Genomic DNA, 22,190 nt, shown 5'->3' with positions numbered 1-22,190 from the left:
AATCATGAATTTTCAATTAAGTGAAGAACATGAAATGATTAGAAAAATGGTAAGAGATTTTGCTGAAAACGAAGTGGCGCCGACCGCTGCTAGTCGTGATGAAGAGGAACGCTTTGATCGCAATATATTTAATAAAATGGCTGAACTAGGTTTAACAGGTATTCCTTGGCCAGAGGAATACGGTGGTATTGGGAGTGATTATTTAGCATACTGTATAGCGGTGGAAGAACTGTCACGTGTATGTGCATCTACCGGTGTAACTTTATCTGCACATACATCCCTAGCCGGATGGCCAATTTATAAATTTGGTTCAGAGGAACAAAAACAAAAATATTTAAAGCCGATGGCACAAGGTGAAAAAATAGGTGCTTATGGTCTAACGGAACCAGGTAGCGGATCTGATGCTGGCGGTATGAAAACAACGGCGAGATTAGAGGGCAGTCATTACATTCTTAATGGCTCAAAAATTTTCATCACAAATGGTGGTGAAGCAGAAATCTATGTTGTATTTGCTTTAACTGATCCTTCAAATAAACATAAAGGAACAACGGCCTTTATAGTCGAGTCTAATTATGAAGGATTCTCTGTCGGTAAAAAAGAGAAAAAGTTAGGTATTCGTTCTTCTCCTACAACTGAAATCATTTTCGAAGAGTGTAAAGTACCAGTTGAAAATGTGCTCGGCGAAGTCGGTGAGGGCTTTAAGATTGCGATGATGACGTTAGATGGTGGTCGTAATGGTATTGCTGCACAAGCTGTCGGAATTGCTCAAGGTGCGTTAGATGCGGCAACTGCTTATGCAAAAGAGCGTGTTCAATTTGGAAAACCGATTGCAGCCCAGCAAGGAATTGGTTTTAAATTAGCAGATATGGCAACAAGTGTAGAAGCAGCTAGACTATTGACCTATCAAGCAGCTTGGTTGGAATCTGCCGGACTGCCTTATGGAAAAGAATCAGCTATGTCTAAACTTTTTGCTGGCGATGCGGCGATGAAGGTGACAACGGATGCTGTGCAAGTATTTGGTGGCTATGGTTATACAAAGGATTATCCTGTCGAGCGTTACATGAGAGACGCAAAGATTACACAAATTTATGAGGGTACTCAAGAAATTCAAAGATTAGTCATTTCAAGAATGGTTACGAAATAACAAATAAAGAAATGGGGCGCCGATTATGTTTAGGTACGCAATTAGATCGTTGCCCCGCATTAAATGATTCTTCTCATAGATCCATTAAGTAAAGAGAGGTTTATACAGTCATCAACATGGATGGAGGGTATAAAAGGACGGTAGATAATCATGTCAAAGAGAGAAGTACAGGCCTCTGTCAAAGATGAAAAGCTTGTAAAAAAAAGAAGAGATCAAATGATCAAAGGCGCAGTGAACCTATTCATCGAAAAGGGGTTCCACCGAACGACGACAAGAGAGATTGCGAAAGCTTCTGGATTTAGTATTGGTACATTATATGAATATATCGGAACAAAAGAAGACGTACTATATCTTGTCTGTGACAGTATTTATGATAAGGTTCGAGAGCATCTACAAAAGGGGCTAGACACAAAAAAGGGAACGATTGATAGCCTGAGACAAGGGATAGCAGATTATTTCCGAGTCGTTGATGGTATGCAGGATGAAGTGCTAGTGATGTATCAGGAAGTAAAGTCTTTATCGAAAGACGCGTTACCTTATGTTTTAGAAAAAGAAATTGAAATGGTGGCAATGTTTGAGAAAGTAATCGTTCTTTGCATAGAAAATGGAGAGCTTTCATTACCTGAGACAAAGGTCAAGATGATCGCTCATAATATTTTTGTCCAAGGACAAATGTGGGCGTTTAGGCGTTGGTCATTACAAAGAATGTTTACGATTGAGGAATATATTGAACTACAAACAGATTTACTTTTTCAAGCAATTCATGCAGAGAAACGATAATAGATTAACTGTAAAAATAACTGAAAATAAAATATTTTCACAACTAAGATTACCTTCACCGAAAGAAAGAACAGTGATGATTAATGCTGGATGAAGAGGAGGATTTATCCATGAGTACGATAGAGGTTTATAAACCAAAGAATCATGTCCGATTTGTAACAGCTTCAAGTTTATTTGATGGTCATGATGCATCTATTAATATCATGAGGCGTATTATTCAAGCGAGCGGGGCAGAGGTCATTCATCTTGGGCATAATCGGTCAGTTGAAGAAGTAGTGAATGCTGCCATACAAGAGGATGTCCAAGGAATTGCCATGTCTTCCTATCAAGGAGGTCATGTTGAATATTTCAAGTACATGTATGACCTCTTACAAGAAAAGGGAGCACCTCACATTCGCATCTATGGTGGCGGTGGAGGCGTTATTATTCCACGTGAAATTAGAGAATTGCACGAATATGGGATAGCAAGAATTTTTTCACCTGAAGACGGCAGAAAGAATGGCTTGCAAGGAATGATCAATGAAATGCTAGAAGAATGTGATTTTCCTACGTTTACTCAACAAGATGATAACCTAGTTAAGAAGCTTCCAGAAGGCAATGTGAACTCGATAGCAAGGTTAATTACAATCGCCGAACATCACATTAGTTTAGAGAAAGAACTTGCGGCCAGTCTGGATCCCGTAATGGATAAAGTGAAGAAACTAGAGAAACAAGTCCCAGTCGTTGGTATCACTGGAACAGGGGGAGCGGGTAAAAGTTCATTAACGGATGAACTAATTAGAAGGTTTATCCATGATATCCCTGATAAGAAAGTAGCTATTCTTTCAGTTGATCCGACAAAACAAAAAACAGGTGGGGCATTACTCGGAGATCGGATAAGAATGAATGCGATTTTTCATCCGAGAGTCTATATGCGAAGCCTGGCAACAAGAAAAGCGAGAAGTGAATTGTCACTGGCTATTAAGGATGCGATTTCAGTAGTAAAAGCTGCTGGTTTTGATTTAGTCATTGTCGAAACAAGTGGTATCGGTCAAGGGGATGCAGGTATTACGGATATTTGTGATGTCTCTATGTATGTGATGACTAGTGAATTTGGCGCTCCTTCACAGTTAGAAAAGATTGATATGATTGATTATGCTGATTTAATTGTTATCAATAAATTTGAACGTAAAGGGTCGGAAGATGCGAAAAGACAAGTGCAAAAGCAATATCAGCGCAGTCACATGCTATTTGAAAAAGAACTTGATGACATGCCTGTCTTCGGTACGATTGCCAGTCAATTTAATGACCCGGGCACGAATGCCGTATTTGCTAATCTTGTTGAAATCATAAATAAACAAGCGGGTTTAAATTGGGTAACCACTTATGAGAAAACGGCTGATGTAGAAAAACAAAATGTCATCATTCCGAATGATCAACGTTACTATTTAAGAGAAGTTTCTGATACGGTACGCACCTATCATAAAAAAGCCGAAGAACAAGCGGATTTAGCAAGAAAGCTTTTTCAGCTAGAGGGTGCAATGACCATGTTATCTGAAGAAAAAGATACAAGTGCGCACAGTGCCCTGCAAATGTTAAAAGATAAGACATATGAACAATTAACAATTGAATCTAAGAAGATATTAGAAGGTTGGGAGCAGTTAAGAGAGCAATACAAAGGTGATAAGTTTGTCACAAAAATAAGAGATAAAGAGATAGTAACTATTCTGCGGACGAAGAGCTTATCTGGCTTAGAGATCCCGAAAGTGGCTCTACCGAGTTATAAAGATTACGGGGAAATTATCAAGTGGGTTTATAAAGAAAATGTACCAGGCTCTTTCCCTTATACAGCTGGTGTTTTCCCTTTTAAACGAGAAGGAGAAGATCCGAAGAGACAATTTGCAGGTGAAGGTACACCTGAAAGAACCAACCGTCGTTTTCATTATTTATCTAAAGATGACGATGCGAAGCGATTAAGTACAGCTTTTGATTCAGTTACTTTATATGGAGAAGACCCGGACTATCGCCCAGATATATATGGAAAAGTAGGAGAGAGTGGCGTTAGTATTTGTACACTTGATGATATGAGGAAGCTCTATGCGGGCTTTGATCTTTGTCACCCAACGACTTCTGTCTCTATGACAATAAATGGTCCGGCCCCTATCATCCTAGCGATGTTTATGAACACAGCCATTTCTCAGCAAGTTGAAAAGAAAGAAAAAGAATTAGGTAGGAATCTCACAGTAGAAGAGTTTGCAGAAGTCAGAGCTTTCACTTTACAAACTGTACGCGGAACCGTTCAGGCTGATATTTTAAAAGAAGACCAAGGCCAGAATACTTGCATATTCTCCACTGAGTTTGCCTTAAGAATGATGGGAGATATTCAACAATATTTTATTGATCAAAAGGTTCGAAATTATTATTCTGTTTCCATTTCAGGCTATCATATTGCCGAGGCGGGAGCGAACCCTATCTCTCAATTGGCGTTTACCTTAGCCAACGGTTTTACTTATGTGGAATATTATTTAAGCAGAGGGATGAATATCAATGACTTTGCGCCAAACCTTTCATTTTTCTTCTCGAACGGTTTAGACCCAGAATACACTGTTCTCGGTCGAGTCGCGAGACGTATATGGGCGACGGTTATGCGCGACAAATATGGTGCAAATGAGAGAAGTCAAAAATTAAAATACCACATTCAAACGTCTGGTCGTTCTTTACATGCACAAGAAATAGACTTTAATGATATTCGTACAACGCTGCAAGCATTAATGGCACTCCAAGATAATTGTAATTCTCTTCATACTAATGCATATGACGAGGCGATTACAACACCGACAGAAGAATCAGTTAGGCGAGCGATGGCTATCCAAATGATAATTACTAAGGAACATGGATTGTCTAAAAATGAAAATCCTTTACAAGGTGCATTCATTATTGATGAATTAACAGATTTAGTCGAAGAGCAAGTATTGGTTGAATTTGAGCGAATGAATGATCGCGGTGGCGTACTAGGTGCGATGGAGACACAATATCAACGCGGTAAAATTCAAGATGAATCGATGTATTATGAAATGAAAAAACATACAGGAGAGCTGCCGATTATTGGTGTCAATACGTATATCAATCCAAATCCACCAGCAGATGATGCAGTTGACAGTATGGAGATTGCCAGGGCATCTAAAGAAGAAAAAGAAACACAAATACGTAATCTGCAACTTTTCCAAGAAAGAAATCAAGCAGTTGCTCAAGAAGCACTGCAACGATTAAAAGAGGTTGCAGTAAGCGGTGGGAATATTTTTGACGAACTAATGGAAACGGTCAACGTAGCAAGTTTAGGACAGATAACAAATGCATTATATGAAGTGGGCGGACAATACAGACGGAATATGTAAATTGTCATAATTGAATAATAACCCGGACCATCTAAAAATGTTAAAAGGTGAGTTCGGGTTTTTAAACGTCTAGAGAGGATATTTTATTCATTGACTTTTCCGGAATGAATAAATTGGGTACAATGGAGTAAAGTGATCGTATTCAACAAAATTTCTTGAGTAAATAAGATATACAATTGCTAACCATCATCATATAATAGTATCGGTATGGATTTTGTTTTTTAAGGTGGGTGCGAGTGTGAAGCAAATTATGATTGTTTTTGCATTCATAGTGTTTATCATATGTGCACGATATCTTTATTCAATACAACTAGGGGCCATCCCCTTCTTTTTGTTGTCTGTCTTTTTTACTCTTTTAGCAATAAGGTTGTATCAAAAGGAGAGACAACTCGAAGGTCAATGTAAAAAGTAGGAAAACTTATCGTTAAAGGTAGCATAAACACTAATAATTTGTTTATAATGAAGAATATGCGTTTTTTTCTTTTAAGAAGGCACCGCTGCTTGTAACCTAGAGATTGGACGAGTATGTTTAGGTTGTCTTTTTTATTTTTAGCGTTATACTATTAGGCACGAAATATTTGATTACATGTTGCTAATACATAGCTTGATATAGGGAAAGGAAGTGCTGGTCTTGAGTTTAAAAGGATACTCAAAAGAGCAATTAAAAGAAATGGCATTAATTGAAGTGGCTCATGAATTATTAAATGAAAGAAAAGAGCCTTTGGCGTTTGCTGACATTGTGAGTGAATTAAAAAACCTTTTGGATCTTAGTGAAAAAGAATTCCAAGAGAAGATTGCCCAGTTTTATACAGATTTAAATATCGAAGGGCATTTCATTGGTCTTGGAGACAATCGTTGGGGACTGCGTGCATGGTACCCTGTAGAACAGTATGAAGAGGAAGTTGTTACAGTTATTAAGCCGAAGAAGAAAAAGGCGAAAAAATCTGTAATAGATGAGGAAGAGGAAGATTTTGAAGAAGAAGACATCGATTACGATGATTTAGAGGATTACGATGATCTAGATGAAGACGATGATGTGGATGATCTTCTTGATGATGAAGACGATGACGATGAAGATATCGAAGAAGATTTCGATGAAGACGATGATCTCATCGATGATTTAGAAGATGATGATTTAGATGAAGATGAAGACGATGAGGACAGAAAATAATAGCCTTGACTTTTTTCTTGTAGCCTTGTAGAATCATTTTTGGGCTCCTTTAAAAAGGAACGATCATAAATTGATACGCTAAAAGCGCTCCCTTACTTAATTAAAGTAAGCGGGGCGCTTTTTATTTTTTTGAGTAAGGCTTGATAGTTGAGCATGTGCTGCTTCTACCAAGTTTTTCAAATAAAAGGTCGTGCATGGGACAATTTTTTATGAAAGATAAGATTCATCTTTTTAAACAAAGGATAAATGCACAAGCTATGAATAGTTAAGGGGGAATCATTTATGACAAAATATATTTTTGTTACAGGCGGCGTTGTTTCGTCATTAGGTAAAGGAATCGTTGCAGCATCTTTAGGACGTTTGTTAAAAAATAGAGGGCTTAGCGTAACGATACAAAAGTTTGACCCGTATATCAATGTGGACCCAGGTACAATGAGTCCTTATCAACACGGTGAAGTTTATGTAACAGGAGATGGCGCAGAAACGGATTTAGACTTAGGTCACTATGAGCGTTTCGTAGACATAAACTTAACTAAATACAGCAGTGTAACAACTGGGAAGATCTACTCAACGGTTCTACGTAAAGAGCGTCGTGGAGATTATAACGGAGGAACGGTTCAAGTAATCCCTCATGTTACAAATGAAATTAAAGATAAAGTTTTCCGTGCGGGACATGAAACGAATGCAGATGTCGTTATTACTGAAATCGGTGGAACTGTCGGTGATATCGAATCATTACCATTCCTAGAGGCGATTCGCCAAATTAAGAGTGATATCGGCCGAGATAATGTTATGTATATTCATTGTACATTGGTGCCGTATATTAAAGCGGCTGGAGAAATGAAAACAAAGCCTACACAACACAGTGTAAAAGAATTAAGAAGCTTAGGTATTCAACCAAATGTTGTCGTTGTCCGTACAGAAATGCCTATCTCTCAAGAAATGAAAGACAAGCTTGCACTCTTCTGTGATATTGATAAAGAAGCAGTTATTGAATGTAGAGACGCTGAAACACTTTACACTATTCCATTAGCTTTACAAGAACAAGGCTTAGATAAACGTGTATGCAAAGAGATGAAATTAGATTGTGCAGAAGCAGATATGACTGAGTGGAAACAACTTGTAGACAAAGTGCTTCACTTAACGAAGAAAACAAAAATTGCACTTGTAGGGAAATACGTTGCTCTTCAAGATGCTTATATTTCTGTTGTTGAAGCATTAAAACATGCAGGTTATGCACATGATGCAGATATTGATGTAAAATGGATCAATGCAGAGCATGTCACTAAAGAAAATGTTGCTGAACTTTTAGGGGATGTTGACGGTGTTCTTGTACCAGGTGGCTTTGGGGATCGTGGGATTGAAGGAAAAATCCTAGCAACACAATATGCCCGTGAAAACAATAAACCATTCTTAGGCATTTGTCTGGGTATGCAACTGGCTACTGTTGAATTTGCTCGTAACGTTCTTGGATTAGATGGTGCACACTCAGCGGAAATCAATCCTGAAACGAACCACCCAATCATTGACCTTTTACCTGAACAAAAAGATGTTGAAGATTTAGGTGGTACACTACGTTTAGGCTTACAAGCATGTAAACTAGAAGAAGGTACAGCTGCTTATGAAGCATACCAAGATGAAGTCGTTTACGAACGTCATCGTCACCGTTATGAATTTAATAATCACTACCGTCAAGAAATGGAAGAAAAGGGTCTTGTCTTCTCTGGTACAAGCCCAGATGGTCGACTAGTAGAAATCATTGAATTGAAAGATCACCCATGGTTCGTGGCATCTCAATTCCATCCAGAATTCACATCTAGACCAACGCGTCCACAACCACTTTTCCGTGACTTTGTCGGTGCTACAATCAATATCAATGAATAAATTGTTATAAGGAGGAGATTTCCGGATCTCTTCCTTTTTTTGTGTAAAATCAAGAATTCAAAAGGGTACAAAAATAAAATTTGGTATTTTTATTACAATCAATCTTCATGAAGCTAGCTTCTGTAAGTGGTATGACATTACTCAGAAGGAAAAACCAAAGGTGAGCGCTTCGCAAAAGGGGTTTGCAAGTCACTCAGAGAGAAAACCAAAGGTGAGCGCTTCGCAAAAGGGGTTTGCAAGTCACTCAGAGAGAAAACCAAAGGTGAGCGCTTCGCAAAAGGGATTTGCAAGTCACTCAGAAGGAACACTAAAGGTGAGCGCTTTACAAAAGAGGCCCGCATGTCGTTCAGAAAGAGAAAGAAACATGTATCAGTGCATATTGTAAATTTGTCACTGAAAAATGTATGAACGAAACAAAAAAGTTCACAGTAAATAATTTAGATTCGCTTCACACTTGCAAAGAAAAGTAATATTGGTTTAAAGAGACAATGAAACAAACACTAATCATTTATTTCAAAGCCGTTGTGTAGTTAAGAATATATGCGCCCGAGAAATGAGCCCTTCTATAACATATAAAAAAAAGCAAGGAACCCCGTCAAAATGGAATCCCTCGCCTCATATAAATACACATATTAATAATCTGCTAATATCTCGTCTAACGTAAATTTAATTCCATGATAGAGAAATAATGCTCCTATCGCAGATGGATAACCAACTCGTTCCCCGCTTTCATTTGGAACAAGTCCTTGCTTCAGTTGTAAGTCGAAATGTACATCGGAATAGGAGGCTAATTGCTCCGTGTTATCAGATGGAAGGGCACTTATTGTTGCAAAAGGTATGAATTGATTACTCAAATGTTGTGCTAATAGGAGTGCTTCCTTGTCATCACTCTCTCTGGTGATAATGAGAAAACGGTCACTAGCTGAGATATCATCAAATGATGCAGAAGAATCCCAGACTTTTGCGTTTGCCAGTGCGTCTACTCCCTCAGTTGCTTCGATACCGACAGCTTGCATCTCCTGTTTTCCGTAAATATATATATGGCCCTCACCGACACTCGCTTGAGCTAAAATTCGAGCAGCATCTTCTATTGATTCTTCATGATTGTCTTGCCATTTTTTAAATAAACCGAATAATTGTGTAGAAAAAATCTTTAACATTAATAATTCCTCCTGTACTTCTCCCAATATTATCATTATATTGAAATAAGACGAAATCACAAAATAATCAGGCTGCTCACTTTGGTTTTTTGGTGCTACAGTAATTGATTGATACACAACGAAAAGAGAACCATCAACTTGTCGAAATATAGCAATTAACGGCGATGACTCATTCTAGTTATTTTCCTAACAAATGCAGGAAAAAAACACTTAGAGTCGAATTTAAAAACATTAAGTATTCTTGATTAAACGAGAATGGGGTGTATTATGAAAGGGAAAATATTGATTGTCGATGATCAGTTTGGTATAAGGATTCTATTAAATGAAGTTTTACAGAAGGAGGGCTATGAAACGTACCAAGCAGCAAACGGAATTCAAGCCCTTGATATTGTAGCGAAGCATGACCCAGACTTAGTATTATTAGATATGAAAATCCCAGGTATGGATGGGATTGAAATTCTAAAGAGAATGAGAGAAGGGCATCATGATATAAGAGTCATCATTATGACTGCTTATGGAGAATTAGATATGATTCAAGAGGCAAAAGATTTAGGTGCTTTAACACATTTTGCTAAACCATTCGACATAGATGACATTCGGGCGGCAGTTAAGAAATATTTACCAGTACCTAAATAAGGTTATACAATTATGCCTTTTTTAATTAATAGTACATCTTATTTATGAAAAGTTATAACCTAATCATAGATTTTCTCTGCACATTTTGGTATGATACAAATGGAATTTATATGTTCATTTCATTTTTTCCGTTTGATGGAGAGCTATTAGGGTACATAAACATGTAGCTGGAAGGAAATCCTTTAAAAGGAATGACTGAAGTGAATAAGACAAGGAGGATTTTTACATATGCCTTTAGTTTCTATGACTGAAATGTTGAAAAAAGCAAATGCAGAGGGCTATGCAGTTGGTCAATTCAACTTAAATAATTTAGAGTTTACACAAGCAATTTTACAAGCAGCTGAGGAAGAAAAATCACCTGTAATTCTTGGTGTTTCTGAGGGTGCAGGTCGTTATATGGGTGGATTTAAAACGGTTGTTAAAATGGTAGAAGGTCTAATGGAAGACTATAATATTACTGTTCCAGTGGCCATTCATCTTGATCATGGTTCAAGTTATGATAAATGTAAAGAAGCAATCGATGCAGGATTTACTTCTGTTATGATTGATGCTTCTCATGATCCATTTGAGCAAAATATCGAAATCACTTCTAAAGTAGTAGAATATGCGCATTCAAAAGGAGTATCTGTTGAGGCTGAGCTTGGCACTGTTGGTGGACAAGAAGATGACGTTGTTGCAGATGGCGTTATTTATGCAGATGCAAAAGAATGTGAAGAATTAGTTCAGAGAACAGGGATTGACTGCTTAGCGCCTGCTCTTGGGTCTGTTCATGGACCATACAAAGGTGAGCCTAACTTAGGGTTTACAGAAATGGAAGAAATTCGTGGCTTAACAGGTGTACCACTTGTATTGCATGGTGGGACAGGTATCCCAACGAAAGATATTCAAAGAGCAATTTCTCTAGGAACAGCAAAGATTAACGTAAATACAGAGAACCAAATTGCATCTGCGAAAAAAGTACGTGAAGTCCTTGCAGCAGATGAAAAAATGTACGATCCACGTAAATATTTAGGGCCTGCTCGGGAAGCGATTAAAGCAACAGTAATTGGCAAAATGCGCGAGTTTGGTTCTGCTAACAAGGCATAAAATAGAAAAGAAGCCGTTGTCCATTCAACGGTTTCTTAAGCTTATTTAAAGCAACTTCTCAATTCAATCCCTCTTGACTCTCGGAAAACTCATTAGTCAACAATTTCCATCGGTGAATGAATCCATGATGCAAATGTTTCCTTAAAAATTTACATATTCATAACAATTCGAAACAACAACTACATTTCCAATTGTTATGGTGTAAAATAGGAGAAGGAAGATGCATCTAAATGCCTATCATATGTGAGCTTTTTAAAAATTGTTAGACATGTTAACATAAAGATGCTTATTTTTTCAATAGATAGACAACAATGGTAATGTAGATTACACCTGTGTTTTTTTAAAATGCGGGTTTGTTTTATGACTGATAGAGCAAAAGATTCCACATAGGACAAGCTTATTCTTATAGAGCATCCTCTATAAAGGGGTTGCGTTAACGGCTTAGAAGGGAGTTCAAAATGGAAAAGCTTATGATTGCAGGCGGGTACCCATTAAAAGGAACAGTGAGAATTAGCGGCGCGAAGAATAGTGCAGTTGCCTTAATACCGGCAACAATACTAGCAGATTCGCCTGTAACAATAGAAGGTTTACCAGATATTTCGGATGTGCAAATCTTAAAAGGTTTACTAGAGGAAATCGGTGGTGAAGTAACATTCGCTGATGGAGATATGCAGGTTGATCCTTCTGCAATGATCTCCATGCCTATGCCTAATGGCAAGGTGAAAAAGCTTCGTGCTTCTTATTATTTAATGGGGGCCATGCTTGGACGATTTAATAAAGCAGTCATTGGACTTCCGGGTGGTTGTCATTTAGGACCGAGACCGATTGATCAGCATATTAAGGGTTTTGAGGCACTCGGCGCAAGTGTAACAAATGAACAAGGCGCGATTTATTTACGTGCAGATGAACTAAGAGGTGCACGTATTTATTTAGATGTCGTCAGTGTTGGTGCAACCATTAATATTATGCTCGCTGCTGTAAAGGCAAAGGGTCGTACGGTTATAGAAAATGCGGCTAAAGAACCTGAAATTATTGATGTTGCTACATTGCTGAATAATATGGGTGCAAAAATAAAAGGCGCAGGTACTGATGTCATCCGTATTGACGGTGTAGATCAGCTCCATGGATGCCAACATACAATTATTCCTGATCGTATTGAAGCAGGGACTTATATGGTGCTTGCTGCAGCTTCTGGAGAGGGCGTTTTAATTGATAATGTTATTCCCCATCATCTTGAATCATTAACAGCAAAGCTAAGAGAAATGGGTGTACAAATTGAAGCGGGTGATGATCAAATTTTTGTCGGTCCCGCTGAAAAAATGAAGGCAGTAGATATTAAGACACTTGTATATCCTGGTTTTCCAACCGATCTTCAGCAACCATTAACGGCATTGTTAACGAATGCAGAAGGAACAAGCATGGTAACTGATACGATATATGGGGCTAGATTTAAGCATATTGATGAATTGAGAAGAATGAACGCCAATATTAAAGTAGAAGGTCGTTCGGCTATTATTAACGGCCCTATGAAGTTACAAGGTGCCAAAGTAAAGGCAAGTGATTTACGTGCTGGAGCGGCGCTAGTCATCGCAGGCCTTATGGCTGAAGGTGTAACAGAGGTTACAGGCGTTGATCACATTGATAGAGGTTATAGTCATTTAGTTGAAAAACTCAATGGTTTAGGGGCAACGATTTGGAGAGAAAAGCTAACTGATCAAGAAATTGAACAAATGAATAATGCTTAATGATGAATTGACAATGTTAAAAATGTACATCTAGATTCCGCATCGATTTCAGTACATACTGAGACGAAGTGAATATTGGGGAGGAAGTAAAAATGGAAAGAAGTTTATCAATGGAGTTGGTTCGTGTTACAGAAGGTGCAGCACTAGCATCTGCTCGTTGGATGGGCCGTGGATTAAAAGATGAAGCTGATGGTGCAGCAACTGAAGCAATGAGAGATATCTTTAATACAGTTCCTATGCAGGGCAGAGTAGTGATTGGTGAAGGTGAAATGGATGAAGCACCAATGCTATATATTGGCGAAGAGCTTGGAACAGGTTCTGGCCCTCAAGTTGATATTGCAGTCGATCCTGTAGAAGGTACAAGTATTGTTGCCTCTGGTGGTTGGAATGCGCTTGCGGTTCTGGCAGTGGCAGATAGAGGTAACTTACTATATGCACCAGATATGTATATGGATAAAATTGCCGTTGGACCTGAGGCGGTTGGGCAAATCGATATCAATGCTCCAGTGATTGATAACTTGAGAGCTGTTGCGAAAGCAAAAAACAAAGATATTGAGGACGTTGTTGCAACTGTACTTAATCGTGATCGCCACCAACATATTATAGAGCAATTGCGTGACGCTGGCGCTAGAATTAAGCTAATTAATGAAGGTGATGTAGCAGGAGCCATTAATACGGCATTCGATCATACAGGCGTAGATATTTTATTTGGAGCAGGTGGTGCCCCTGAAGGTGTTGTTGCAGCTGTAGCATTGAAATGTCTTGGTGGTGAATTGCAAGGTAAACTGCTTCCCCAAAACGATGCGGAACTAGAAAGATGTATTAAAATGGGATTAGATGTTAACAAAGTATTATTGATGGAAGACCTAGTTAAAGGCGATGACGCAATCTTTGCTGCGACAGGTATTACGGATGGAGAACTTTTGAAAGGCGTTCAATTTAAAGGATCTTACGGTTCGACGTCTTCTGTCGTTATGCGTGCTAAATCGGGCACAGTAAGGTTTATTGATGGTCGTCATAGCTTGAAGAAAAAACCTAATCTTGTAATTAAATAATTGATGATAGACCTAAGAAGTGCATCCTTGCATTTCTTAGGTTAAATTAAAATAGAAAGAATCCTTCCAAATATCCTACTATAAAATGTAGTTGCCTAACATAGAGGTTAGGGGTAAAATAAAAGATATTTTCAAAGGAAGACCAATCATTCCTCTATTACAAAGTAGAGTTGATTAAATCAAACTCTTCGTTTACTTCAGGAAGCCTCAAACATACTTTCCTTTCCAACCATATTCGAATGTATAATGAATCTTATTTCTTTAGCATATGGGGGAAATAATCGAAAAATCTAAAGAGTGGTGTAGAAATGGGACTAAATATTTCAAGTCTAGAGAATATGAAATTGAAAGAACTTTATGAACATGCAAGAGAATATAAAGTTTCTTATTATAGTAAATTATCAAAGAAAGAACTTATTTTTGCGATATTAAAAGCGAGAGCGGAACAAGAAGGATACTTCTTTATGGAAGGTGTTCTAGAAATCATTCAATCAGAAGGTTTCGGTTTCTTAAGACCGATTAACTATTCGCCTAGTTCAGAGGATATTTATATCTCTGCATCGCAAATTCGTCGCTTTGATTTAAGAAATGGTGACAAAGTTTCTGGTAAAGTTCGTCCGCCGAAGGAAAATGAACGTTATTTTGGTTTGTTACAAGTGGAAGCGGTTAACGGAGATGATCCAGAGACATCAAAGGAACGTGTTCATTTCCCAGGTTTAACGCCTCTATATCCTGATCGTCATATGAATTTAGAGACAAAAACAAGACATATTTCAACTAGAATTATGGACTTAATTTCACCAGTTGGTTTTGGACAACGTGGCTTAATCGTCGCTCCTCCAAAAGCAGGGAAAACGATGTTGTTAAAAGAAATTGCCAACAGTATTACAACGAATCATCCTGAAGCAGAGCTTATCGTATTACTTATTGATGAAAGACCGGAAGAAGTAACCGATATTGAACGCTCTGTTGCTGGTGATGTTGTTAGTTCAACATTTGACGAAGTGCCGGAAAATCATATTAAAGTGGCCGAGCTCGTATTAGAGAGAGCGATGCGTCTAGTTGAGCATAAGCGCGATGTTGTCATCTTAATGGATAGTATTACACGTTTAGCTAGAGCTTATAACTTGGTCATTCCTCCAAGTGGTCGTACGTTATCAGGCGGTATTGACCCAGCCGCATTCCACCGTCCGAAAAGGTTTTTCGGTGCCGCAAGAAATATTGAGGAAGGCGGAAGCTTAACCATCTTAGCTACTGCTCTAGTTGATACGGGATCACGTATGGATGATGTGATTTATGAAGAGTTTAAAGGAACGGGGAATATGGAATTGCATCTTGATCGTTCGCTTGCGGAAAGAAGAATTTTCCCTGCAATTGATATTAGACGATCTGGTACACGTAAGGAAGAATTGTTGATTCCTAAGGATCATCTTGATAAACTATGGGCAATCCGTAAATCAATGACTGATTCTCCTGATTTTGCGGAAAAACTCATGAGAAAATTAAAGCAAACGAAATCAAATGAGGATTTCTTTGCCTTGTTGAGTGAAGAGATGAAAGCAAAACGCTCACATTAGGTTTGGAATCAAATGGTAAAGCTGATTCGTAATCGATGATTGCAAATTAAGCTCGACCTTGTTATAATGATTCCAGTGCGTTTCTAAGATTACGGTGAATCCGTAACTATATAACTCTGTTTCAGAATGATTCAGGGCGGAAGGAGATGAAAAGAATGAAAGCAGGAATTCATCCTAACTATAAAACAGCAATGGTGAAATGTGCATGCGGTAACGAATTCGAAACGGGTTCTGTACAAGAAGAAATCCGTGTAGAAACTTGCTCAGAATGCCACCCATTCTATACTGGACGTCAAAAATTCGCTGAAGCTGGCGGACGTGTTGACCGTTTCAATAAAAAATACGGCATCAAACAGAAGTAATTTAAATAACAATCAAAGCAGGCAAGTCATGATACTTGCCTGTTTTTTCATGAATGTCGAAAAATAGTGGTGCACACCACCACTATTTTTCGGCATTTAACATAAGAATGTTTCTTTTGTGAGACCTTAACAGTAAGGACTGTAATAGGTGTTTATAGATAGATTAGATTGTTGCGGAAGGAGAGACCTTTCATGTATGTTATCAATCATCATGGATGGGTTGAGGTAATTTGCGGGAGTATGTTCTCTGGTAAGTCAGAGGAGCTTATTCGCAGAGTAAGGAGAGCGCAATTTGCCAAACAGCAAATTGCTGTATTCAAGCCTCAAATCGATAAACGTTATAGTGAAGAATCAGTTGTTTCTCATAATGGGGCATCGTTTATTGCTCAACCTGTAGCCTGTTCAGAGGATATTTTGTCATTTGTTACGTCTGATACAGAAGTCGTAGCTATTGATGAAGTTCAGTTTTTTGATAATCAAATCATTGAAGTTGTGGAGATGCTTGCGGGGAACGGTCATCGTGTCATTGTGGCTGGGTTAGACGTTGATTTTCGTGGTGAGCCTTTTGGTCCGATGCCGGATTTAATGGCTACTGCTGAGTTAGTGACAAAACTACAAGCCGTATGTGCTGTTTGTGGTTCACCTGCTAGTCGAACGCAGCGTTTAATTGATGGTAAACCAGCATCATATACAGATCCCACCATTCTTGTTGGCGCATCGGAATCGTATGAACCTCGGTGCCGTGAACATCATGAAGTGATTGGCAAACCAAAAAGTATTAAAAATCACACGGAAATGATGAAATAACACATTTTTGATTGGAGACGCTAACTTTGGCGTCTTTTTTGGAACGAAAAAACTCCCTGGCATACATTTTTTTACATAGGAAATATTGCTTGCTGAAATTTTAAAATGAATGGGCATTTTATTTAGTAGGGGGTGCCATTCATTCATGAAAAAAACCATTACAGGTGTTTTGTTAATCAGTCTACTAACTGGTTGTTCTTATAATTACGGTGCAAACGCTGATAAAACTTATGATATCAACAAACATACCGATACCGTTAGAATAAGCAGCCCTTCTGGTCATCGTTCCGAAGATGTTCAGGAATGGTCGATGTATGAACAAAATCCCAACTTATTAAATACCAATGGCGATAAAAAATCAGACCGTAGTGATATTAATCAAGCAAGATCAACGATTAATAAGCTTACTGATTATGAACCAGGTGGTATATGGATTGACGGGGAATATATGCATGTAACTGTGTATACGAATAAAGACTTTTCATCAAAAGCGGAACGTGAAAAAGCTGAGGAAAGTTTGCAAAAAAAATTAGTTGGTGCGGTGCCGACCTATTATATAAATGTGAAAATTAGAGAAGACCATACAGACTAAAGAGACGGTGAATTAAACCGTCTCTTCCTTTTCCTTTTTAAATCCCTTTTGAGGTAAATTGGATACATAACTATGAAGTGCCATTCCGAGTATTACTAAACTGATTCCAACCGTAGCAGTGGCAGAAGGAAGAGGAGCAGATAAAATGATCACTTCACCAATCATTGCGAACAGCACTTCAAAGGACTGTGTTGCCTCCACAGCTCCAAGTTTTTGCATGTTGCCTTGAACGAGATCGGTGGCAGCAAAGAATAGTACCGTTGCAAAAACACCTGAAAATAAGGCTACTAACCCCGATTGATAAACTTGACTCATCGATGGCATGCCAGCTGTTTGTAAACCAATAAATGCAAGTAAGAGCCAAAAGGGAAGGCTAGCTATTGTCATACCAAGCACTCTTTGATAAGGATCTAAGCGCTTGTTTGTTAAGGCCATCATTTTTCGATTCCCTAGAGGGTAAGCAAACGATGCAATAAGAATGGCTAAGGTGCAAATAAAAGTATCTTTCACCGATACAACAGAGGCATGGTCCCATTGGATAACAAATACGCCAACTAAAATAATGAGACTCATGAGTAGTCCTCTAAAAGGAATTTGCCCTTTTATGCGAATGACTCCTTGAGAAGTGTGGCGCATTTCATAAAATAATGGGGCAAGTAGACTGCCAGAAATAATCGTGATTTGCCAGGTGGCAGCAATTAGCCAGCCGGGACCATAGGCAGCAGCAAAACATATAGGGGCATAAAATAGCCCAAAGCCAATTGTGCTCCATAGCATCCATTTTCCAGGAGCTTTTTTCAATTCAATCATAAGTGCACGTAAGCTCTTACGGTATAAAACAATGATAAGTAGAAGTGGAATCATAAAGAAGTAACGGAGCGATGCACTCCAATACCAGCTTCCTCCATTCATTTCCATAGCTGCATTTAAAACAAATGTAAAAGCAAAAAAGAATGCGGAGAGTATTCCAATCATAATGGCTTTCATGTGCTGCACCTCATTTTTAATTAGATAACTTTACTATAGTAAACGATGAAAGATTCATCAATCGAATAACAGAAATTTCTAAAATAATCTAAAGTGGTTTTGACTGAACAAGGCGGCTATACTATAATTAGAATGTTATACGTTGGAAATAAAACTGCATACTGATAGCAGTGATAAGATAGATGCTTGTTAATAATGAATTAGAGGTGAATAACCGTGTTTGATCGTCTTCAATCTGTAGAGGAACGCTATGAACGTCTTAATGAATTGCTTAGTGATCCAGAAATAGTAAATGACCCAAAAAAATTACGTGAGTATTCAAAAGAACAGTCTGATATCCAAGAAACAGTGGATACATATCGTGAATATAAAGAAATACATGAACAATATACAGACGCAAAGGCCATGTTGGAAGAGAAATTAGATGCTGAAATGCGTGATATGGTGAAAGAAGAGATTTCTGAATTAGAGGGAAAAGTGGAGCAATTAGAAGAAAAATTAAAAATCCTTCTCATTCCAAAGGACCCTAATGATGACAAAAACGTTATCGTAGAAGTTCGTGGCGCAGCTGGTGGAGATGAAGCTGCACTGTTTGCGGGTGATTTGTACCGTATGTATAGTCGCTATGCAGAGGTCCAAGGTTGGAAAATTGACGTCATTGAAGCAAGTAGTACAGGAGTCGGTGGCTATAAAGAAATTATCTTCATGGTAAACGGAAACGGTGCTTACTCTAAATTAAAATATGAGAATGGTGCGCATCGCGTGCAACGTGTACCGGAAACAGAATCAGGCGGTCGCATTCATACGTCTACGGCAACAGTAGCGGTGTTACCTGAAGCAGAAGAAGTGGAAATTGAGCTTCATGATAAAGATATCCGTGTCGATACTTTTGCATCTAGTGGACCGGGTGGACAAAGTGTTAATACGACTATGTCCGCAGTAAGACTTACCCACCTTCCTACGGGAACTGTCGTTTCTTGTCAGGATGAAAAGTCGCAAATTAAGAACAAAGAAAAAGCGATGAAAGTTTTGCGTGCACGTGTATACGATAAATTCCAACGAGAGGCACAAGCTGAATACGATCAGCAGCGTAAATCAGCTGTAGGGACAGGGGATCGTTCTGAACGTATCCGTACGTATAATTTCCCACAAAACCGTGTAACTGATCACCGAATTGGTTTAACTATCCAAAAGTTAGACCAGATCCTACACGGTAAGATTGATGAAATTATTGATGCTCTTATTTTAGAAGAGCAATCGGCTAAACTAGAGAGTGCGACTAATGAGTAATCGCAGAGTATTCGAAGCCCTTAACTGGGCTTCTTCTTTTTTAGAAGAAAATCAACGGGAAGGATATGCTGCTGAAATTTTACTAAGACATTATATGAAGATGAGTCGAGCTGAATTCTTAACAAGATTACGTGAAGAACTTCCTGAGGAGATCGATCAACTTTTTTCAAAGGCGATACTCACTCATATTGCTGGTGAACCTATTCAGTATATTATGGGCTATGAGGAGTTTTATGGTAGAAAATTTAAGGTGAACAAGGAAGTTCTAATTCCTAGGCCAGAAACAGAAGAGTTAGTCCTTGCTACGCTTGAGCGTATTCGTGCACGTTGGCAAGATGATACAGGGTTAAAAGTGGCCGATGTTGGCACAGGTAGCGGTGCAATTGCTATTACTCTGAAACGGGAAAACCCTCAGCTTGATTGTTTTGGAACTGATCTATATCCTGCAAGTTTAGAAGTAGCTAAGGGTAATGGGGCTTATTTAGACGCAGACATAAATTGGATAGTAGGGGACTTGCTGCAGCCTTTTATCAACTCTGGAGTAAAATTAGATGTAGTTATCTCCAATCCCCCTTATATTCCAACTGCAGATCGTTCGTGGATGTCAGAGATTGTAACTGAACATGAGCCTAATCGTGCCTTGTTTGCTGGAGAGGATGGTTTAGACATCTATCGCCGTTTAGTAAATGAATTACCATATGTACTAAACGAACAAGCACTTGTTGGATTTGAAGTAGGTGCAGGTCAAGGGGAATTGGTCGCAAACTTATTAAAAGGTGCCCTCCCACAAGCACAGGTCGAAGTCGTCTTTGACATTAACGGGAAAGATCGAATGGTATTCGCTGAAATAAGTAGCTAATGAGGATTTATAGCATTAGGAACTGATTGAAACCACCGCTCTCGGTAAGGAAATAGGAACCGAGAGCGGTGGAAAAAGAAAAATGACGGCACTTGGTGAAACGTCCAAGAGTGAGAGCGTTGTAAAGTGAACTGTCCTCGGTAAAAAAAGCTAACAGTCGTAAAAATTTAAAAATCCCCAAAGATACTTTCTGCAAGCTTCTCCCATTATAAAAGAAAAAAGACTCGTTATGGACATATGTATGGATTATAAACAAAGTAACGCTTTGTACATGTTAACTTAATCCGTTCACCATCTAAATTTAGTCTATCTTTCCTTCTTATTTTTATAACTTTTTAATTTTAATAGTTTAAGATGTTCTCTTTCTGACCACACTGTGGATAGTGAAGGGATGGTGCAGGAAGATGAAAACGAAATCGATTGTGAACTTATACATCTTAATTTTATCATTAGGTACTTTATTTAGTTTATATATACCGCAAACAGAGGTAGTGGCTGATGAATCACTAGTCATTCCTAACGAAGCGATCCGTTTAAGAATTCTAGCGAATAGCGATATGGAGAAAGATCAAAAGATTAAACGTGCGGTGAGAGACGAAGTAAATGCAAATATAACAGAGTGGGTATCCGATTTAACCTCTTTAGAAGAAGCAAGAGCATTGATTCAATCAAAATTACCAGAAATTCAAAAAATAGCCGAACGAGTTGTAGCTGAAGCAGGCTCTCAACAAACAGTTAAGACGGAGTTTGATAAAGTAGATTTTCCGACGAAACTTTATGGCCAGTTTTTATACCCTGCTGGTGAGTATGAAGCGATTCTAATTACGCTTGGTGAAGGAGACGGTGCGAACTGGTGGTGTGTTTTATTTCCACCATTATGCTTTCTTGATTTTTCAAATGGTGTGGCTGTGAGCGAAGGGTTTAGTGATGAAGAACAGCAAGAGGAAGAATTAGTAGTGGAAGAAGAGAACGTAGAAGAAGAAATGACCGAAAAAGAAGAAGATCCTGTTTATGCAGGTGAACAAGATGAAGAAGAAGTGGAAGTAAAATTCTTTTTAGCAGAGATATGGGATAAGCTATTCGGATAATATTTTAACTCTAGCAAATTTTTAGTTCTATCAATTTCAATTAACTCATATTCATAGACTATAAAATAAGGTAGAGGGTGAAGTGAATGAAAACAAGTATTGTAAGAGTTGCACAGAAGCAAGATGAAAACGAGCTCATGAAATTTTTAACAGAAGCGTCAGTTCGATCGGAAGGTGTAGCGGACTTAATTGATTACTTTTTAATTATGGAAGATGAAGAGGGAGAAATAAAAGCGACAATTGGCATCGAACCTTATGATACGGTTGGTTTGTTACGCTCGCTTGTTATGAAGTCAGAAACAACCGTGCAGACAGATTTATTGTATTTATTGCAACAAATTTTTCTATTAGCAAAAGAAAAAGGGTTATCCACAGTATATTTAGGATCAAATCGCAAAAGTACACTACAATTATTTTTATTAATGGGTTTTCAACAAGTGGATAAATCGGAATTGCCAACATTTTTAGTAGAAAAAGAACATATTAAAAATGTCCAATCTGTGGATAACTCTTTCTTTTTAAAATATTCACTCGAATAATGTGGATATATCCACAAAGTTATACACAAAAACGATGTGTTTATTCACAATTTG

At 38.2% G+C, this 22,190-nt stretch carries 20 protein-coding genes; 18 read left to right on the top strand and 2 right to left on the bottom strand.

Annotated elements, in window-relative coordinates; genetic code table 11:
- Positions 1-4: 4 nt before the first annotated feature.
- The 6 genes from MKY26_RS16100 (at position 5) to MKY26_RS16075 (ending at position 8,738) form a co-directional block, all read left to right on the top strand.
- Entirely contained in the window at positions 5-1,144 is a 1,140-nt protein-coding gene (locus tag MKY26_RS16100; protein ID WP_095371557.1) for an acyl-CoA dehydrogenase, read from the top strand.
- A gap of 150 nt (positions 1,145-1,294) precedes the next feature.
- Entirely contained in the window at positions 1,295-1,924 is a 630-nt protein-coding gene (locus tag MKY26_RS16095) for a TetR/AcrR family transcriptional regulator (protein ID WP_095371558.1), read from the top strand.
- Between the two features lie 110 nt (positions 1,925-2,034).
- Positions 2,035-5,298: a fused isobutyryl-CoA mutase/GTPase IcmF gene (gene icmF, locus MKY26_RS16090; protein ID WP_095371559.1), complete on the top strand. Its 3,264-nt coding sequence runs from the start codon at positions 2,035-2,037 to the stop codon at positions 5,296-5,298.
- Positions 5,299-5,929: 631 nt separating this feature from the next.
- On the top strand, positions 5,930-6,469 hold the full coding sequence (gene rpoE / locus MKY26_RS16085) for a DNA-directed RNA polymerase subunit delta (protein WP_095371560.1): 540 nt from the start codon (positions 5,930-5,932) through the stop codon (positions 6,467-6,469).
- A gap of 282 nt (positions 6,470-6,751) precedes the next feature.
- Entirely contained in the window at positions 6,752-8,353 is a 1,602-nt protein-coding gene (locus MKY26_RS16080; protein ID WP_095371561.1) for a CTP synthase, read from the top strand.
- Between the two features lie 160 nt (positions 8,354-8,513).
- Positions 8,514-8,738 (top strand): hypothetical protein, encoded by a 225-nt coding sequence (locus MKY26_RS16075; RefSeq protein ID WP_341098129.1) that lies wholly within the window; start codon positions 8,514-8,516, stop codon positions 8,736-8,738.
- A gap of 247 nt (positions 8,739-8,985) precedes the next feature.
- On the opposite strand, the gene MKY26_RS16070 is transcribed toward MKY26_RS16075, so the two are convergent.
- Entirely contained in the window at positions 8,986-9,513 is a 528-nt protein-coding gene (locus MKY26_RS16070; RefSeq protein WP_341098128.1) for a DUF2529 domain-containing protein, read from the bottom strand.
- Between the two features lie 267 nt (positions 9,514-9,780).
- On the opposite strand from MKY26_RS16070, the gene MKY26_RS16065 reads away from it, so the two are divergent.
- From MKY26_RS16065 to MKY26_RS16030, 8 genes are all read left to right on the top strand, one after another.
- Positions 9,781-10,149, top strand: a complete 369-nt coding sequence (locus MKY26_RS16065; RefSeq protein ID WP_095371562.1) for a response regulator — start codon at positions 9,781-9,783, stop codon at positions 10,147-10,149.
- A gap of 228 nt (positions 10,150-10,377) precedes the next feature.
- On the top strand, positions 10,378-11,235 hold the full coding sequence (locus MKY26_RS16060; RefSeq protein ID WP_095371563.1) for a class II fructose-bisphosphate aldolase: 858 nt from the start codon (positions 10,378-10,380) through the stop codon (positions 11,233-11,235).
- 458 nt (positions 11,236-11,693) lie between these two features.
- The gene (locus MKY26_RS16055; RefSeq protein WP_095371564.1) at positions 11,694-12,980 is read left to right on the top strand and encodes a UDP-N-acetylglucosamine 1-carboxyvinyltransferase; all 1,287 of its coding nucleotides are present in this window, start codon (positions 11,694-11,696) and stop codon (positions 12,978-12,980) included.
- Positions 12,981-13,072: 92 nt separating this feature from the next.
- On the top strand, positions 13,073-14,035 hold the full coding sequence (gene glpX / locus MKY26_RS16050; RefSeq protein WP_095371565.1) for a class II fructose-bisphosphatase: 963 nt from the start codon (positions 13,073-13,075) through the stop codon (positions 14,033-14,035).
- A gap of 308 nt (positions 14,036-14,343) precedes the next feature.
- A complete protein-coding gene (rho, locus tag MKY26_RS16045) occupies positions 14,344-15,612 on the top strand; it encodes a transcription termination factor Rho (RefSeq protein ID WP_095371566.1) in 1,269 nt (422 codons plus the stop codon).
- A 155-nt stretch (positions 15,613-15,767) separates the two neighbouring features.
- Positions 15,768-15,974, top strand: a complete 207-nt coding sequence (rpmE, locus tag MKY26_RS16040; RefSeq protein WP_095371567.1) for a 50S ribosomal protein L31 — start codon at positions 15,768-15,770, stop codon at positions 15,972-15,974.
- 192 nt (positions 15,975-16,166) lie between these two features.
- Complete coding sequence (locus MKY26_RS16035) at positions 16,167-16,781, top strand: thymidine kinase (RefSeq protein WP_095371568.1); 615 nt, start codon at positions 16,167-16,169, stop codon at positions 16,779-16,781.
- Positions 16,782-16,926: 145 nt separating this feature from the next.
- Positions 16,927-17,373 (top strand): hypothetical protein, encoded by a 447-nt coding sequence (locus MKY26_RS16030; RefSeq protein ID WP_095371569.1) that lies wholly within the window; start codon positions 16,927-16,929, stop codon positions 17,371-17,373.
- A gap of 12 nt (positions 17,374-17,385) precedes the next feature.
- On the opposite strand, the gene MKY26_RS16025 is transcribed toward MKY26_RS16030, so the two are convergent.
- A complete protein-coding gene (locus tag MKY26_RS16025) occupies positions 17,386-18,360 on the bottom strand; it encodes a DMT family transporter (protein WP_095371570.1) in 975 nt (324 codons plus the stop codon).
- A gap of 216 nt (positions 18,361-18,576) precedes the next feature.
- On the opposite strand from MKY26_RS16025, the gene prfA reads away from it, so the two are divergent.
- The 4 genes from prfA to MKY26_RS16005 all read left to right on the top strand — a co-directional run bounded on the left by prfA (position 18,577) and on the right by MKY26_RS16005 (position 22,136).
- Entirely contained in the window at positions 18,577-19,650 is a 1,074-nt protein-coding gene (prfA, locus tag MKY26_RS16020) for a peptide chain release factor 1 (RefSeq protein ID WP_322909841.1), read from the top strand.
- Positions 19,643-20,509 carry a peptide chain release factor N(5)-glutamine methyltransferase gene (prmC, locus tag MKY26_RS16015; RefSeq protein WP_341098127.1) on the top strand — a complete coding sequence of 289 codons (867 nt, stop codon included), beginning with the start codon at positions 19,643-19,645 and terminating at the stop codon, positions 20,507-20,509. The genes prfA and prmC overlap by 8 nt, the downstream gene beginning before the upstream one ends.
- A gap of 404 nt (positions 20,510-20,913) precedes the next feature.
- Positions 20,914-21,597 (top strand): stage II sporulation protein R, encoded by a 684-nt coding sequence (gene spoIIR, locus MKY26_RS16010; RefSeq protein WP_322909839.1) that lies wholly within the window; start codon positions 20,914-20,916, stop codon positions 21,595-21,597.
- Between the two features lie 86 nt (positions 21,598-21,683).
- The gene (locus MKY26_RS16005) at positions 21,684-22,136 is read left to right on the top strand and encodes a GNAT family N-acetyltransferase (protein ID WP_095371574.1); all 453 of its coding nucleotides are present in this window, start codon (positions 21,684-21,686) and stop codon (positions 22,134-22,136) included.
- Positions 22,137-22,190: the final 54 nt, after the last annotated feature.

It is taken from the genome of Cytobacillus sp. FSL R7-0680 (assembly GCF_038009245.1).
Classification (GTDB): domain Bacteria; phylum Bacillota; class Bacilli; order Bacillales; family Cytobacillaceae; genus Cytobacillus; species Cytobacillus kochii.
Note: the sequence above shows the minus strand (reverse complement) of the source record. Positions and strands in the feature narration are given on the sequence as shown.

What these genes read in the sequence shown, in the direction of transcription:
- MKY26_RS16100 (WP_095371557.1), top strand. Translation starts at nt 5, where the DNA reads ATGAATTTTCAATTAAGTGAAGAACATGAAATGATTAGAAAAATGGTA.
- MKY26_RS16095 (WP_095371558.1), top strand. Translation starts at nt 1,295, where the DNA reads ATGTCAAAGAGAGAAGTACAGGCCTCTGTCAAAGATGAAAAGCTTGTA.
- icmF (WP_095371559.1), top strand. Translation starts at nt 2,035, where the DNA reads ATGAGTACGATAGAGGTTTATAAACCAAAGAATCATGTCCGATTTGTA.
- MKY26_RS16080 (WP_095371561.1), top strand. Translation starts at nt 6,752, where the DNA reads ATGACAAAATATATTTTTGTTACAGGCGGCGTTGTTTCGTCATTAGGT.
- MKY26_RS16070 (WP_341098128.1), bottom strand. Translation starts at nt 9,513, where the DNA reads ATGTTAAAGATTTTTTCTACACAATTATTCGGTTTATTTAAAAAATGG.
- MKY26_RS16065 (WP_095371562.1), top strand. Translation starts at nt 9,781, where the DNA reads ATGAAAGGGAAAATATTGATTGTCGATGATCAGTTTGGTATAAGGATT.
- MKY26_RS16060 (WP_095371563.1), top strand. Translation starts at nt 10,378, where the DNA reads ATGCCTTTAGTTTCTATGACTGAAATGTTGAAAAAAGCAAATGCAGAG.
- MKY26_RS16055 (WP_095371564.1), top strand. Translation starts at nt 11,694, where the DNA reads ATGGAAAAGCTTATGATTGCAGGCGGGTACCCATTAAAAGGAACAGTG.
- glpX (WP_095371565.1), top strand. Translation starts at nt 13,073, where the DNA reads ATGGAAAGAAGTTTATCAATGGAGTTGGTTCGTGTTACAGAAGGTGCA.
- rho (WP_095371566.1), top strand. Translation starts at nt 14,344, where the DNA reads ATGGGACTAAATATTTCAAGTCTAGAGAATATGAAATTGAAAGAACTT.
- rpmE (WP_095371567.1), top strand. Translation starts at nt 15,768, where the DNA reads ATGAAAGCAGGAATTCATCCTAACTATAAAACAGCAATGGTGAAATGT.
- MKY26_RS16035 (WP_095371568.1), top strand. Translation starts at nt 16,167, where the DNA reads ATGTATGTTATCAATCATCATGGATGGGTTGAGGTAATTTGCGGGAGT.
- MKY26_RS16030 (WP_095371569.1), top strand. Translation starts at nt 16,927, where the DNA reads ATGAAAAAAACCATTACAGGTGTTTTGTTAATCAGTCTACTAACTGGT.
- MKY26_RS16025 (WP_095371570.1), bottom strand. Translation starts at nt 18,360, where the DNA reads ATGAAAGCCATTATGATTGGAATACTCTCCGCATTCTTTTTTGCTTTT.
- prmC (WP_341098127.1), top strand. Translation starts at nt 19,643, where the DNA reads ATGAGTAATCGCAGAGTATTCGAAGCCCTTAACTGGGCTTCTTCTTTT.
- spoIIR (WP_322909839.1), top strand. Translation starts at nt 20,914, where the DNA reads ATGAAAACGAAATCGATTGTGAACTTATACATCTTAATTTTATCATTA.
- MKY26_RS16005 (WP_095371574.1), top strand. Translation starts at nt 21,684, where the DNA reads ATGAAAACAAGTATTGTAAGAGTTGCACAGAAGCAAGATGAAAACGAG.